Raw genomic sequence first — 13726 nt, 5'->3', positions numbered from 1 at the left:
TGCGTCCGTTCCATAGACGCCGAGTCATGAGCCCCGTGCTTGTTACATGAACGCGCGGACTTTGCGGACGTAGTCCCTGGTGTCTGCGTACATTCCGTACCGCTTGATGCCGGCGAGGCCCTGGTAGTAGGCGCCGATGGCTTGGTCGCGGTTGTCCGCATTGTTGTGCAGGTACTTGATGAACAGGACCCCGGCGGTGACGTTGTCGTGCGGGTCGAGCGGATCCAGCTGACGGCCGATCGTGTTGCCCATCCATTTAGCGGTGGATGGCAGAACCTGCATGGTGCCGACAGCGTTAGCAGGGGACACAGCGCGGGCATCAAAGCCGGATTCGATTTGTGCATGTGCCAGGGCCAATCGTGGGTCCACGCCATAGCGGACTGCCGTGTCGGCGACGATCTGCCGCATCTGAGCGCGGGAAGGCACCTGGCGCGCAAACAGTGTGCGCTTGGATGCGTTGGCGTTGGCGTGCGTCTGCGCATCGTAGGTGTAGTGCAGGAACTTATTGGAGACCAACGAGTTGTTTGCCGCCCGCTTGGTGGTCTTCGACGCGGTCCTCGCGGCGGTCTTTGGGGCGGACGCGGTGCCGCTGAGCTTGATCTTCTGGCCCGGGTAGATGATTGTGGAGGCGCCCATGTTGTTGGCGCGGAAGATGGTGGCGAGGCTCACGCCGTTCTTGGAAGCGATGGCTGAGAGGGTGTCGCCCGCCCGCACCGTGTAGGTCTTAACTGCAGAGCCGGCGCGTGTTGACCGTGCCTTGCGAGTGGCCTGCTTCTTACCTGCTGGCTTTGACTTCTGAACGCCCGGCTTAGGGAGGCTCGCACCTCGGCTGATGGTCAACTTCTGGCCCGGGAAGATCAAAGACGAGGCCTTGAGCTTGTTCAGGCGCAGAACCTGCTCCACGGGTACGCCGTGCCGGGATGCAAGGCCCCACACGGTGTCGCCGGCCTTAACAGTGACGGTCTTGGCTTTCGGTTTGGCCGCCGCAACCAGTGTTGCGGTGCGCGCCTTTGCTTCTGCGACGTTGGCTGGCGTTGGGACTGCTGCGGGACGCACCGTCGGCTTGAATGCCGGGGTGTTGCTTGCGTGAGCGGTTCCCGCGAGGGAGCCGAGGGTCGAGAGGGTGATGATGGGCAGGGCCGCCGTGGCGATAGCGCCATTGACGGCTGTGCGGCGCGGAGGCGTTGGAGCCATGATTGCTGACCTCACGTTGTGGGGACTTACTTACTGCACTGTTCTCTGCATCGTGCAGGTGGTATCCGCGAGAAGGCAGGAGGGGCAGCTCCCGGGTTCAGCAGTTGCTGTTTTGTTATCCCGCAGGCAACACCGTGATGCAAATGTGACATCTGTGAATGTACAAGAACAAAGTTCCTAATGTAAACCCAAGTTGTAAAAGTTTCTCAAGAGGTACCTGTGATACAAGTTAGAAAAGTGGCGACTGAGGCAAATGTGACTGGTGTGACTCATGTGTAATGGTGAGGGAAGCTTGAGTGCGGCGGCATAGGCGTGGTCGCGACATCGCAGGCTTCGCCACGACAACACAGGGCCCCGGATCGCGGAAAACAACACTCCTTGGGCGAGTGTGTGCCACAGTGGTGGTGTGCAGAATTCAGTACAGAATCATCAGGCGCCGCACGGCGAACAGGACCTTGAAACGCTGGTAGGCGAGTGGACGACCGTCCCGGACCTTGTTGAGTCCACCGGTCTTGATGTGCGCGAGCTGCGTCGCTTGCTCGATGTTCGCGCGATCCTCGCTGTTCCCATCGGAGAGCGTGGTGTTAAGAAGATTCCGGCACGTTTCTTCCGCGATGGAGTGCCCCTAGATTCGCTCAAGGGCACCATTCAGGTGCTCACCGATGCCGGATACAGCGACGAAGAGCTCATCGCGTGGCTATTCACGGAGGACGAGACTTTGCCAGGCAGCCCCATGGATGCGCTGGAAGCAGGGCGCAAGAGCGAGATTCGCCGCCGCGCATCAGCCCTGGCCTGGTAGTAGCCACCGGGCAGCTCAGCTGAGTTGAGTAGTGACGTTGAGCTGACTCGTAGGTCGCTGACTCGTAGAACTGAAGCGCGCAGCGGCGCTGTTAGGCGTGGCGGCGGACTGCCGCGGATGCGACCGAGCGTAGCCCTTCGCGGGCTTGGGTTGGGATGTCGAGGCCATCGAGTGCGTTCATCGCTTGGTTGTAGAGCGCATCGATCTGGCTGGCGTGTTCTTCTGCTGCACCGGAGCCGCGGATCAGTTCGCGCACCTTTTCGATCGTGGCGTCATCGAGGTCATTGCGGCCCAGGACGGATTCGAGCCAGGCTTGCTGTTCGGTATCGACCCGTTGGCGGGTCAACGCGATGAGCAGGGTGCGTTTGCCTTCGCGGATATCGTCTCCGGCAGGCTTACCGGTTTGGGCTGGGTCGCCGAAGACGCCGAGTTCGTCGTCGCGCAGCTGGAACGCTTGCCCTGCCGGCAGGGAGAAATCGGACAGCCCGTCGAGGAGTTCTTGATCCGCACCGGCCAGTGCGGCACCGAGCAGGGTTGGCTTTTCGGCGGAATAGCGGGCCGCTTTATACGTCACGATCGTCCAGGAGTTCTCCGCCGCCTCATTGGGGGAGAGCTGGGAGCCGGTTTGCTCAGCTAAGACGTCGAGGTATTGGCCCGCCATGACCTGGGTGCGCATCTCGTCGAAGAGCTCACGAGCAGTAGGCCCGGCTTCTGCACGGTTGAAGAGGGTTTCGCTTAAGGCCAGCGCGATGTCACCTGCGAGGATCGCGCCTGCAATACCGAACTCTGAGGCCGAACGGTTCCACCCGTTGTCCCGGTGCAGCGCCTCAAGTTTGCGATGCACCGCGGGCTGGCGGCGGCGGGTGTCTGAATGGTCGATGATGTCGTCATGGATGAGCGCGGCGGCCTGGAACAGCTCAAGTGAGGTGCCTAGGGTGAGGAGGCGTTCATCATCTGGGCTGCCTCCCGCAGCGAGTGCCCCCCACAGCGCGAAAATGGGGCGGAGCCGCTTACCGCCTGAGCTGAGAGCGCTGATCGCATCGATCAAATCGTTAGTGCGGGGGCTCACGCGGGTGAGGTCTTGGCGTTGCTGTTCAAAGAAGGTTTTGACGTGTTCTTCGATGGCGTCGCGGAAGAGCGCGCTGATGCGCTCGGGCGAGGTGTCTGGGCTCAAGCCTGCCAGGGATGCCTTCGTAGAATCAGTCATGTCACCATTCTAGCGACGCGCGGTTCTTACGCGGGCCTGTCCCGCCGCCTGTCGAGGCGGAGCGGGGCGGCCAGGTGAGGTACTGAACTGATGGGAGGTGGTTGCCGGGTGAGTGAAGCGAGGCGTAGGCCGGAGCGGGTGATCGCTCACGTTGATATCGATGCGTTCTTTGTTTCGGTCGAGCGGATCCTTGACCCTACCTTGCAGAACCGCCCGATCATCGTGTCTCAAGACAGTCCGCGAGCCGTGGTGCTATCTGCTTCGTATGATGTGCGGGCCTATGGGGTGCATTCGGGGCAGCCGGTAGCGCAGGCCAAAAACATGGCTCCGCACGCGTTGATTGTCCCGCCCACACGCTCTGCCTATGGTGAAGCGTCGGCGCGCGTCATGGAGGTTCTCAAGGATCTGACCCCGCTGGTTGAGCAGGTGAGCGTGGATGAGGCGTTCATGGACATCACCGGGGTGATGCGCCACTATGCCAACCCGTTTCATTGTGCGCAGGTGGTGCGGGAGCGCATCAAACAGGCGGTGGGTTTGCCGGCTTCGGTGGGGCTTGCGCCGAATAAGTTTCTGGCGAAGATGGCTAGCGATAAAGCGAAACCGGACGGCGTGTATGCGATCACGCCTGCAGATGTTGAAGGTTTCATGCAAGCGTTACCGGTGGGTGAGCTGTTTGGGGTAGGTAAAGCCACTGAGCAGAAGTTGCATTCGCAAGGGCTCATGACCGCCGGCGATGTTGCACAGGCTGATCCGCGCCGGATGCTTCGCGTGCTAGGTAAGCATGGGCCGGAGCTGATCAAGCTCGCGCAGGGGATCGATCCGCGCCCAGTGGTGACCGAACGGGTCGAGAAATCGATTTCTCATGAACACACGTTCGATGTTGATGTCACGGATGAAGCGCACTTGCGTACCTGGATCAAGGAGTTGTCCTTCAAAGTCGCTGAGCGTGTCCGGGCTGCCGGGCACCGTTTCTATGTTGTGGGTTTGAAGGTCCGGTGGGATGACTTCACGACCGTTTCGAGGCAACGCCGCCTAAGTGACCCGACTGACTCTTCCTCAGTTATGAGCGAAGTGGCACTATCCTTGCTTTCCGCTTTGCCACGCCCGTTGAAGCCCGTCCGCTTGATCGGGGTGCGGGCGGGGGAGTTCGCCTCGGAATGGGAAGGTGAGCAACTCATGTTCGAATGGGAAGAAGCATTCAGCGACCACAGTGGGCGTGAACACGGTGGTAGCGAAGGCAACGCGACCGGACGCAGTGGGATGCAACAACGTAGCGGGAGAGAGCATACGGGACCTGCGGCACGGGCTGCGGGCTCGCAAGCGGAGAAAACGATGGACGCGATCAACGCGCGTTTCAAGGACAGCGTGCGCCCCGCATCGTTATTGAGAGGGGGTGAAGGTGAAGAAAAGCGTAGCGGCGGATAGGAAGTCGGCTCGAACTGTTAGCTCCCGCCTGCGTACAATGGGAATCCAGGAGTGGTCCGAAGAAGGGGGAAGCCGTGGGTTTATCTGAGAGTGAGCGCCGCATGCTCGCTGAGATGGAGAAGCAACTCCACGCAGATCCACAGTTTTCGAGCACGATGCGCCGCGTTGAACAGACGCCGCAGAATAAGCTGAGCACCCGCAACATCGCGCTTGGTGCGCTGATCGCATTCGCTGGCTTGGGCCTCCTCCTGCTCGGTATCGGTATCAGCGCAGGGCTGATCGTGACCGTGATTATGGGGATCGCAGGGTTCGGGATCATGGTCGCAGGTGCCGCGCTCGCAATGCGAAAGACTGAACAAGAAGCCACTACAGCAAGCCCCAGCCAGCCAACTAAACGGCGAGGCGAAAGCCTGATGGCGCGGCTTGAAAAAGACTGGGACAATCGCCACAACCAAAACTAAGCGCCAACTCTCAACGTCAGGCGCTAGGCGGCAGGCCCCGACACACACGCCAGAGATTTTCAGGTGGGTTCGAACATAGCCTTCGAGCCCACCTTTTCTATGTTCAAACCCCTCTCGCAAGACGAGTAAGAGATTTTGCTAAACGCCATTCGACGACATGGCAAAAAAGAGTCTGCTGTGACTTTCCTCACGCCACTTCTTGGTTTAAGGTTAACTTACATTGTCAAGGGGTTTTACAAAGGACAGTGCTTTACCGGTGTCGCTCTACGATAAGGCGGAACAGTAATGATGAAATCTGGGCAAAGGCTGTTGGTCGGTTTCGCTACTGTGTTCTTAGGCGTATCGCTTGCGGCGTGCGGCGGGCCGGAAGCTAGTACCGAAGGTAGGGATCCGGACGCGCGGGCAAAACTTGACCGACAGTCTTCCCAGATCCTCACACCGTTTTCTGCATATCTGCAGAACGACGACCCTGCAGATCAAGCCTTGGTAGATCAAGCTAAACGTATCTTCACCTCGAAATGCATGGCTAAGAAGGGTCAAAAGTTTTCGGTTGTTGGTCCTGAAAACGCGATCATCGATGACCGCACATTCGGCATGTGGGATGAGAAATTCGCGGCCCAATACGGGTGGGGTTCCATGCCCAGCAGTGTAGACATGACCTGGGAGCAAGAGGAGACAGCGGGAGGTGAGGCCTGGGAGGAAGCCTACGAGGAATGCCAAACGGACTTTGACGCAGATGCAGAAACGGAAGCGCTCAGAGAGATAGACCAAGAATCCTCCGCTCGGGCTGAGGAGCTGAGCACTCAGGCTTTCAACGCTGCGGTTAAGGATGAGGAGTGGAAGCGAGTCCACGAGGAGTGGTCTCAGTGCATCACGGATGCGGGGCTCACGGCTCCGAAGAACTCTGAAGAGTGGGCATCCGTTGAAACTAAGAAACTTCTAGAGTCTGAAGGCGCTCAAACTTCGAAGGAAAGTATCCGGCTTGCCAGCATTGAGGCCCGCTGCAATAACCAGACCTCAACAAGCCAACGCCTAGGCGATCTTGTGGCCTCTTATCAGCAGCCGCTCATCGACAAACATGAGGCTGAACTTAAAGCAGCTAAAGAAGCAAAGGACCGCGTCTTGTCTGCGGCCCGCGAATATATTGCACGGAATGGCTAACTCTGGCCCACAGTAGATCTGACCCACAGTAGAAAGGTGTTTACGCATGAGGAAAGCCGGAGCACCGCATCTTTCACGGGTGGCTTTCCCCGTGCGTACCCTGATTATCACTGGGGTGGTGATCGGTGCGGTTGTTGCAGCGTTTTTCATCGGTACACTCACAGCCCCGAAAAACTCGGTCGCCACAGTCTCGGATGAAAGAATCCAGGCCACCGCGGTGGTTGAACAGCGGGCCATCGTGCCTGACACGGTCATCTTAGGCACGGTAGGCGAAGGTAAAACGAAGAATATTGTGCCTTCTGTCCTTCCTGAAACCGCCACCGTCACCAAGCAAGCGTTGAAGAAGGGCGACGATGTTGTTGCCGGCCAGCTCCTTGGATCCGTGGCTGGAACACCGGTGTTCGCGATGCAGGGGAAGCTACCTCTCTACCGTGACCTAGCCGCTGGAGATAGGGGCGACGACGTCGTAGCGTTCCAAGAATCCCTCCAAAACTCCGGGTACACGGTACAGATCACGGGCGTCGTAGACTCCGCGACCGTCCAAGCCGTAACGGGTATGTTCCAACGCGCCGGATATGCACTACCGCAACGCGAGATCGAGCCACCACCGGAATCTACCCCGGCAGAACCTGGCTCAGATGGCGCCTCGGGCGAGGGCTCATCGGAAGAGGGCGAAACGAACGCAGCACCCGCGCCGCGCACGCAACCCTATATCCCGGTCTCCGCTTTCGCCGCCATCGACGGTAAAGGCGGAACCGTACTGAGCGTCGCCGCTGTCGCATCCACTGTTGGGCCTGAGCAGCCGCTGGCGAAGGTGCGGGTTGGCAGGCGGAGCATCAGCGCGCACGTCAACGCTGTAGAAGCCGAGCAACTCAGCAAAGGCACGGAAGTCCACATCACCGCCGACGCTGACAAGTTCGCGGGCACAGTCGAGAACGTCGGAGAGTTCCAAGCCGGTTCAGAAGGTCGCACCCCTGGGCATAACGTGACCTTCACAACCAAAGATGAGGCCTTCGACAAAGTCCAGAACGGGACCCAAGTTCGCGTAGGCCTGAAAACCAAAGTGAAACCGCAAAAAGCCGTGCCAGTCACCGCGTTACGCCACGATGCCGACGGAGACTATGTCCTCGTCCAAAGCACGGGATCGGGCTCAGAACCGAAACACGACAACGGTCAGGGCGCTGACAAACAAGGCTCAGACAAGCAGGGCGCTGATAAACAAGGCTCAGATAGTCGGGGCGCTGACAAGCAGGGCGCAGGCAGCACATCCGAGCCGCGCCGCGTCAAGGTCACGGTGGGGAAGACTGCCGCCGGATGGGCCGCGGTTGAATCAGACGATCTGGCCGTTGGTGACACCGTGGTGCTTTGATGGAACGCCAAAGACTCATTCAGATGCGCGGGGTAACCCGCCAATACGGCCCGGACAGCACCGCCGGTATCTTCGACGTAGACCTAGACATTGACGCGGGAGAATACGTCGCCATCGTGGGCCCCTCAGGGGCGGGTAAGAGCACACTCCTGCAGATCCTCGGTTTGCTCGATGCCCCGAATGAAGGCTCATACACGTTCGCAGGCAAGGACCTTACAAGTGCAACGGAAAAAGACCGCGACCAACTACGTGCCGAAAGCATCGGCTTCGTTTTCCAAGCCTCACACGTGCTGCCTCACCTGGACGCGCTATCCAACGCGGCCCTAGGAATGGTTCCACACGCAGTACCCCTGCAGGAACGGTCAGAGATCGCATATGAAGCGATGAACAGCCTCGGCATCGCAGACCGCGCAACCTATAAAGCGGGTGTGCTCTCAGGCGGTGAAAGGCAGCGCCTCGCCGTTGCGCGCGCCCTGGCACCCCAGCCGGAACTGGTGCTCGCTGACGAACCGACAGGTGCACTCGATACCGCATCAGGCATGGCGGTGCTCGCAGACCTTGAGCGCGCGCGGGAACACGGCGCCACGCTCATCGTCATCACCCACGACGAAGACGTAGCGGCCCGCGCCCACCGCGTCATCCGCATCGTGGATGGCCGGATCGCCGAAGACACCGGCGCCGCCGAGTCCACACCAGCCGCCGCAAACGAATCTGTAGCCAAACCACGCAAGGGGCCGCTACGAACACGCGTCGCTGACGTGCTGGCCGAATCCCTCACAGAAGTGCTTCTACGCGGGATCCGTACAGCGTTTCTGGTGCTGGCTTTCGCTCTAGGCATCGGCGGGTTGATCGCCTCAGTCGGCATCAGTCAGACAGCCGCGGTACAGATCAACGAACGCCTCGAAGCCGCCGCGTTCGACGAAGTGTGGATCTCCACCCCGGACTACGCACGCGAGGAACTAGAGAAGAACCTTGCACAGGATCAACACCGGCTCATGCAGCTTCCTCACGTGCAGAGGGTGACCCGCATGATCCAGTTACCCACCGAATCCACTGGCCTATACCGGATGGAACCAGGAGACGTGAACGTCAACGGGGGACTGCAGATCATCGCCGTTGACGACCAATTCTTCGAAACCCAAGACCTCACCCTAGGCAAGGAACACACGGCTGATCTTTTCGGGATGCCTGCTGTGAACTCGGTGGCGGTCGTGGGGCCCGATGCGCATGAAGCCCTGCAACTGCCCGGTAGCGAAGCCGGCGGCACGGTTGTGGTGGGAGGCCACCGTTTGACCGTCGTGGATTCCTTCACAACCGGTCAACGCCGCCCAGGCTTGAGTAGCGCCGTGCTGGTTCCGTTGTCTCTGGCACCGCAACTGCACCTGGGGCAACCGCAATTAGTGATGCGCACAGACAAAGGCTTCCCAGCCGCGCTCGCAGAAGCCGTACCGATGCAGTTGAACGCCGCAGACCCAGGCAGCTACAGAGTCCAGACCGTCGCAGACCTACGAAACCTCCGTATGGGTGTGTCAACAGACCTCGATGCGCTTGTCGGGATCATGGCGGCAACCCTGCTGAGTCTCGCGGCCGTGAGCGCATCAACCTCGATGTACCTCACCGTGCTCTCCCGAGCCCCAGAAATCGCCCTGCGGCGAGCTCTAGGCACCACACGAAAAGGAATCGCGGCACGGTTCGTAACCGAAGGCGTGATGATCGGTTTCATCGGCGGGGCGGTAGGCGCACTCGCAGGCGTCCTCGGGGTAGTGGCGGTGTCTGCCGCGCAAGGCTGGAAACCACAAGTAGAGCCGTGGCTTGTACCCGTAGGCTTAGGCCTCGGGGTTGTAGCCGGACTCGTATCCTCCGTAGTCCCAGCCTTCATCGCGAGCAAACAGCCACCAAGCAACGCCCTCTAAGCGCGCCAGGGCATCTCACCGCTACGATGCGCGCCGGCGCAAAACCAGCAGGCTGACACCACCCAGCATCAGTAGAGCAACCGAAGCCAGCGCACCCTCAGCGCTGATACCCGTACGGGCCAACGACGAATCACCCGGCGCATCAGACTCACCCGGGTTATCAGGCTGTCCCGGCGCATCAGGCTGGCCCGGCGTCTCTGGTTGAGCTGGGTTGTCTGGCTGAGCTGGGTTGTCTGGCTGAGCTGGGTTGTCTGGCTGGCCCGGCTTACCGCCGTCACCGCCGTCTCCACCGCCCGGGGCGCTAGGGCCTTCGCTTGGACCGTCGCTCGGAGTCTCGCTCGGCTTCTCAGAAGGAGATTCGCTTGGCGATTCACTCGGCGCCGCGCTTGGAGCCTCGCTTGGGTCCTCGGAAGGGGCCTCGCTTGGTTCCTCAGTTGGCGTATCGCTCGGGGCCTCAGTCGGGCCCTCAGTCGGTTCCTCGGTTGGCTCGTCCGACGGGTCCTCGCAATCGCATTTGGTGCCTACACGGATGATCTGTTTGACCGGCTCCGCGGTGCGCTTGGTTTCAACAACAGGTTCACCGGATGGTTTACCGTCAACCAGCTTCTGCGTCGAGGTCACGGTGTCCTCGCCGAGCTTGCCTTCTTGCTCGACCACTTGCTTGCCGGCTTCGAGGGTGTCATCGAGCACGACCTCCGTCTCGAACGGAACCGGCTTCTTCACCGTGGTGACCAACTCCTGGGTACCCAGGCGAGGCCCGTATTCGATAATGCGGGGGACAGGTTCCTTAGTGGTCTTCTCCTCGACCACCTCGGCCTGATCACCCTTAGCAGTGAACTTAGCGGTGAACGTCTTCTCGCCGTCCTCACCTTCCTGGACAACCTTGGTTTCCCCCGGCGCCAGGTCAGGGTTCTCACGAACCTCAGTAGGGAACGGGATCGGTACGGTCCACGTCACGTCCTTCGCGCTTTCGGCAGGCTTAGTGCCCACGCGAACAACCTCGTTGACAGGTTCTTCAATGCGCTCCCACGTGCCGTCCTTGTTCTGTTTTTCCTTACCCGGCTTGCCCTCGGTATCAACCTTGTACTCGCCAGCAGGCAGCGTGTCGTCGTATTTGTATTCGACCTTGAACGGAACCTCACGCGTCGGCACGTTCACAACCTTGACCACGGCAACCGCGGTGTCCCTCGAGCCATCCGCGTAGGTCACCGTGACGGGGATCTTCGCCTCGTCTCCGGCCTTCGCATCCTCCGGCGCGGTCGCGGTGATCGTGCCGTTATCATCAACCGTTACAGTCCAGCCTGCAGGAACATCACCCACCGTGAACGGGTTGTCCTCGGCAACCTTGACGTTTTCCGGCTTATCAATCGTGACCGGCAGCTTCGCGGTACCGCCCGGGTAGACCGTCTCCGCCGGATATGACGGTTCAGCTTCCCAGTTGTTGCTCAAATTGACCACCGTGGTGACTGGCACTTTCGGGGAAGAGCCGTCTGGGGCCTCAACGGTGACGTTAATGGTCTTCTGATCACCTGGCTTGGAATCGGCAGGGGGGGTCGCGGTGACCACTCCTGTGTCCGGGTTGATCGTGTACTTCCAGCCGTCAACTTCCTGTTCGAGGATCGGCTGGTCCCCGTCCTTACCGAAGGAGAACGTCGAGCCCTTCGGCGCGTTGCTGACCTGGTGGTCCACAGAGTTACCGGGGCCGGTGGATTCCACGGTGTAGGTCGGGATGTCATCGCCCTTGATGACAAAGACCGTAGCGGTTGCTTCGTGAGGCTTAGCGCCCGACGCGTAGTGGGCCAGAACAGGGATGTCCAGCTGGTCGCCTGGCTCTGCGTCCCTCGGGACCTCGGTGCTGATCTCGCCCGTGTTCTCATCGATCGTGACGGTCCAACCGTCCTTGGAGAGCGTGGTTGTGCCGTCTTCGAAGGTGTAACGGTTTGGTGCCTCGTCGCTTTCCTTACCGCTCAGACCCTTCTCGGGCAGGGTTGGCTTCAAGCTGGCTTTCTCGCCAGGCTTCTTGGTTTCCGTGCCGTAGGTCGGGACCTTGATGTCGTTGACAACCTGGAACTGCACCTCGACCTCGTCGGTGGTGTGGTCCGGGTAGGTGGCCTTGACCTTCGGGGAGATCACGGTTCCCAGCGGGACGGCGTCGTCAGCTTTCGCAGTGACCTTGCCGTTCTTGTCCACGGTCACGGTCCAGCCCGAAGGCACAGAGGAATCATCGACCTCGTACTTGGCCGGCGCCACAGCCTTGTGGCCCTTCATGATGGCCTTGGTCTTGATCTGAGAATCGATGTCCTGGTTCGGCTTACCTTGTGCAATAGCAGGCTTGACCAGGTCCGTTACCTGCGTGTTGTTCGGGTCAACAACTACCAGCAACGGAAGCTCGTCTTTGGAACCGTTGGAGTAGGTGACCACAACCCGCGGCTGCGCGAACGTGCCTGGGGTTGGGTTCTTCGGTGCTGTGACGGTGACGTTATAGGTTTCTGGGTCCAGGGTTGCGTCCCAGCCCTCATAAACATACTTGTCATTGAGCTCGACGTCGGCTTCGAAACCGCCGTCTTCTTTTTTCTTCACCAGGTCCTTGATCAGGTCCGGTACCTGGGTGAAGGTCACTGACTGGCGATCTTTAGCCAGCGGGCCTTGAGGACTTTCAACACCAGAGATGATCGAGGCATCACGCTTGTCATATTTCGGGTCATGGAACTGGGTATCGTCGAGGCTCCACTGGTGTGAGTCGATGACGTTGGCTTTGTTGTATCGGGGCAGAGCATTGGATTCCTGGAAAGCCTGCCCGTAACTATCCGCGTCCGCATCGATCGCAGCCTGCAGCTGTTCAACGGAGCGTGGCAGGGCGAGAACGCTGAAGCGGACACCCTGTTGGGCGTTGAGCTCCGTGCCCTTGTATTCAGGCATTGTGAAGTACACGTCTCCGCTATCTTCGACGCGCAAACGTGCTTGGCCACCGGAAGCTTCAGTGTTGCTGGTGCCGATAAACTTGCCCTGAGAGTCATAGGCTTCAACAACCATGCGCGGCATCGATGCAGCGTCGGCACTGATGCGGCCTACCTTGAGCTTTTCACCCGGGGTGACCACAAGCTTTTCCCGGTTTTCCCAGGACACGGAAATAGGCGAGCAGTTGTCATTCTCGCTTGGCCACGGATTCACAACAGCCGTAAATCCAGCGTTTTGGCCCTGAGTCGCTTTGCGGCCGTCAATATTACCTTTTGTGTACTTTCCTTGCCAGGCATAACGTACGGGGTTTCCAGCATCGGCCTGTGCATACTGCTTGACCTTATCCCCGGTCAGTTCTGAGCTGAGGATCAGATTCCTTTGGGAACGACTGGCTTTGATCTCGAGTTGTTCATCGGCCTTAGCAGTCACCGGTCCCTCAGCGCCAAAAAGAGTCTGGCCGACGTCCATGGAGGAAATGGTTCCGGGGTCCAGGACACCACTAAGGAGCCCAGAATTACTAAAACCCCAGGCTGCGAACGTTCGATCCTTCGAATTGTCGAACGCGAGGCTCAAGCCCCATATGGTCTTATCAGCGCTGTGCTGGCTTGGCTCTAGGGTCGTCCATGTGAAACCGGCCTGACTGCCAGATGAGCCGCCACCGAAAACTTCACACGAGCCGGCTAACAGGTCCGAGGGCTTCTGTTGCTCCTGCTCCACAGCGCCGGCTTTATCTCGGATTCCGCCCGAGAGTGCAGACGCTGCGGCGGCTGGCTCAGCGGAGAAGAAGCTAGGGGCAATCGCTAGCGAGCTACCTGTCAAAGCAATGACAGATAGCGCAGTTAACGACGAGCGCGCAGAACGTTTGAGCCCACGTGTGTTGTGTGGAGTACGCATCAATGAATCCTTATTGAAATCTTCTTCGGTGCTCGCGACACCCTCAAGCTGTGATTTAGCTATGAATCATCATATACGTTCACAAGGCGCATGTGGATATGAACACTTTCCGGAAAGTGACGCTATCTGCCGCGAGGTTAGTTGAGGTGTCACCCAACCCTCATGGAGGTTGGTTGAAGTGTCACCCAAGTCCCAAATGGGGCCTCCTCCACTTCCATCCACTGCCGCCCCCGCGATCGACCTTTAGCCGCTCTTTGTGCGTAAAACTGGGGGTTATCGCTTGCAGCGTAGATTGGGCGTCCTTTAATCCTCCACTTTCACCCCTGCCGCTAAAAACCGCGTAAT

Annotated in this window: 9 protein-coding genes; 6 read left to right on the top strand and 3 right to left on the bottom strand. The window is 59.5% G+C overall.

Going from position 1 to position 13726, the window contains the following annotated elements; all coding sequences use genetic code 11:
* Nucleotides 1–42: 42 nt before the first annotated feature.
* Nucleotides 43–1194, bottom strand: coding sequence for a lytic transglycosylase domain-containing protein (locus tag MHJ63_RS05330; RefSeq protein ID WP_239446430.1), 1152 nt, complete (start codon nucleotides 1192–1194; stop codon nucleotides 43–45).
* 406 nt (nucleotides 1195–1600) lie between these two features.
* Here MHJ63_RS05330 and MHJ63_RS05325 point away from each other — a divergent pair, with 406 nt between their 5' ends.
* Nucleotides 1601–1993 (top strand): Rv2175c family DNA-binding protein, encoded by a 393-nt coding sequence (locus MHJ63_RS05325; RefSeq protein WP_141742442.1) that lies wholly within the window; start codon nucleotides 1601–1603, stop codon nucleotides 1991–1993.
* Nucleotides 1994–2084: 91 nt separating this feature from the next.
* On the opposite strand, the gene MHJ63_RS05320 is transcribed toward MHJ63_RS05325, so the two are convergent.
* Nucleotides 2085–3200, bottom strand: a complete 1116-nt coding sequence (locus tag MHJ63_RS05320; protein WP_070490536.1) for a polyprenyl synthetase family protein — start codon at nucleotides 3198–3200, stop codon at nucleotides 2085–2087.
* Between the two features lie 108 nt (nucleotides 3201–3308).
* On the opposite strand from MHJ63_RS05320, the gene dinB reads away from it, so the two are divergent.
* The 5 genes from dinB to MHJ63_RS05295 all read left to right on the top strand — a co-directional run bounded on the left by dinB (nucleotide 3309) and on the right by MHJ63_RS05295 (nucleotide 9529).
* Nucleotides 3309–4625, top strand: coding sequence for a DNA polymerase IV (dinB, locus tag MHJ63_RS05315; protein ID WP_176745112.1), 1317 nt, complete (start codon nucleotides 3309–3311; stop codon nucleotides 4623–4625).
* A 74-nt stretch (nucleotides 4626–4699) separates the two neighbouring features.
* Nucleotides 4700–5086: a DUF3040 domain-containing protein gene (locus MHJ63_RS05310; protein WP_070490534.1), complete on the top strand. Its 387-nt coding sequence runs from the start codon at nucleotides 4700–4702 to the stop codon at nucleotides 5084–5086.
* 285 nt (nucleotides 5087–5371) lie between these two features.
* Nucleotides 5372–6247 carry a hypothetical protein gene (locus MHJ63_RS05305; protein ID WP_070490533.1) on the top strand — a complete coding sequence of 292 codons (876 nt, stop codon included), beginning with the start codon at nucleotides 5372–5374 and terminating at the stop codon, nucleotides 6245–6247.
* A gap of 91 nt (nucleotides 6248–6338) precedes the next feature.
* The gene (locus tag MHJ63_RS05300) at nucleotides 6339–7616 is read left to right on the top strand and encodes a hypothetical protein (RefSeq protein WP_239446429.1); all 1278 of its coding nucleotides are present in this window, start codon (nucleotides 6339–6341) and stop codon (nucleotides 7614–7616) included.
* Nucleotides 7616–9529 carry an ABC transporter ATP-binding protein/permease gene (locus MHJ63_RS05295; RefSeq protein WP_239446428.1) on the top strand — a complete coding sequence of 638 codons (1914 nt, stop codon included), beginning with the start codon at nucleotides 7616–7618 and terminating at the stop codon, nucleotides 9527–9529. The genes MHJ63_RS05300 and MHJ63_RS05295 overlap by 1 nt, the downstream gene beginning before the upstream one ends.
* 21 nt (nucleotides 9530–9550) lie before the next feature.
* Here MHJ63_RS05295 and MHJ63_RS05290 read toward each other — a convergent pair whose 3' ends face one another.
* On the bottom strand, nucleotides 9551–13381 hold the full coding sequence (locus MHJ63_RS05290; RefSeq protein ID WP_239446427.1) for a YPDG domain-containing protein: 3831 nt from the start codon (nucleotides 13379–13381) through the stop codon (nucleotides 9551–9553).
* Nucleotides 13382–13726: the final 345 nt, after the last annotated feature.

Source organism: Pseudoglutamicibacter albus (genome assembly GCF_022346425.1).
GTDB classification, from domain to species: domain Bacteria; phylum Actinomycetota; class Actinomycetes; order Actinomycetales; family Micrococcaceae; genus Pseudoglutamicibacter; species Pseudoglutamicibacter albus.
This window is presented reverse-complemented; position numbering and strand designations above follow the sequence as displayed.

Coding starts and splice junctions, on each gene's coding strand:
- MHJ63_RS05330 (WP_239446430.1), bottom strand. CDS start 1,194: ATGGCTCCAACGCCTCCGCGCCGCACAGCCGTCAATGGCGCTATCGCC.
- MHJ63_RS05320 (WP_070490536.1), bottom strand. CDS start 3,200: ATGACTGATTCTACGAAGGCATCCCTGGCAGGCTTGAGCCCAGACACC.
- MHJ63_RS05305 (WP_070490533.1), top strand. CDS start 5,372: ATGATGAAATCTGGGCAAAGGCTGTTGGTCGGTTTCGCTACTGTGTTC.
- MHJ63_RS05295 (WP_239446428.1), top strand. CDS start 7,616: ATGGAACGCCAAAGACTCATTCAGATGCGCGGGGTAACCCGCCAATAC.
- MHJ63_RS05290 (WP_239446427.1), bottom strand. CDS start 13,381: ATGCGTACTCCACACAACACACGTGGGCTCAAACGTTCTGCGCGCTCG.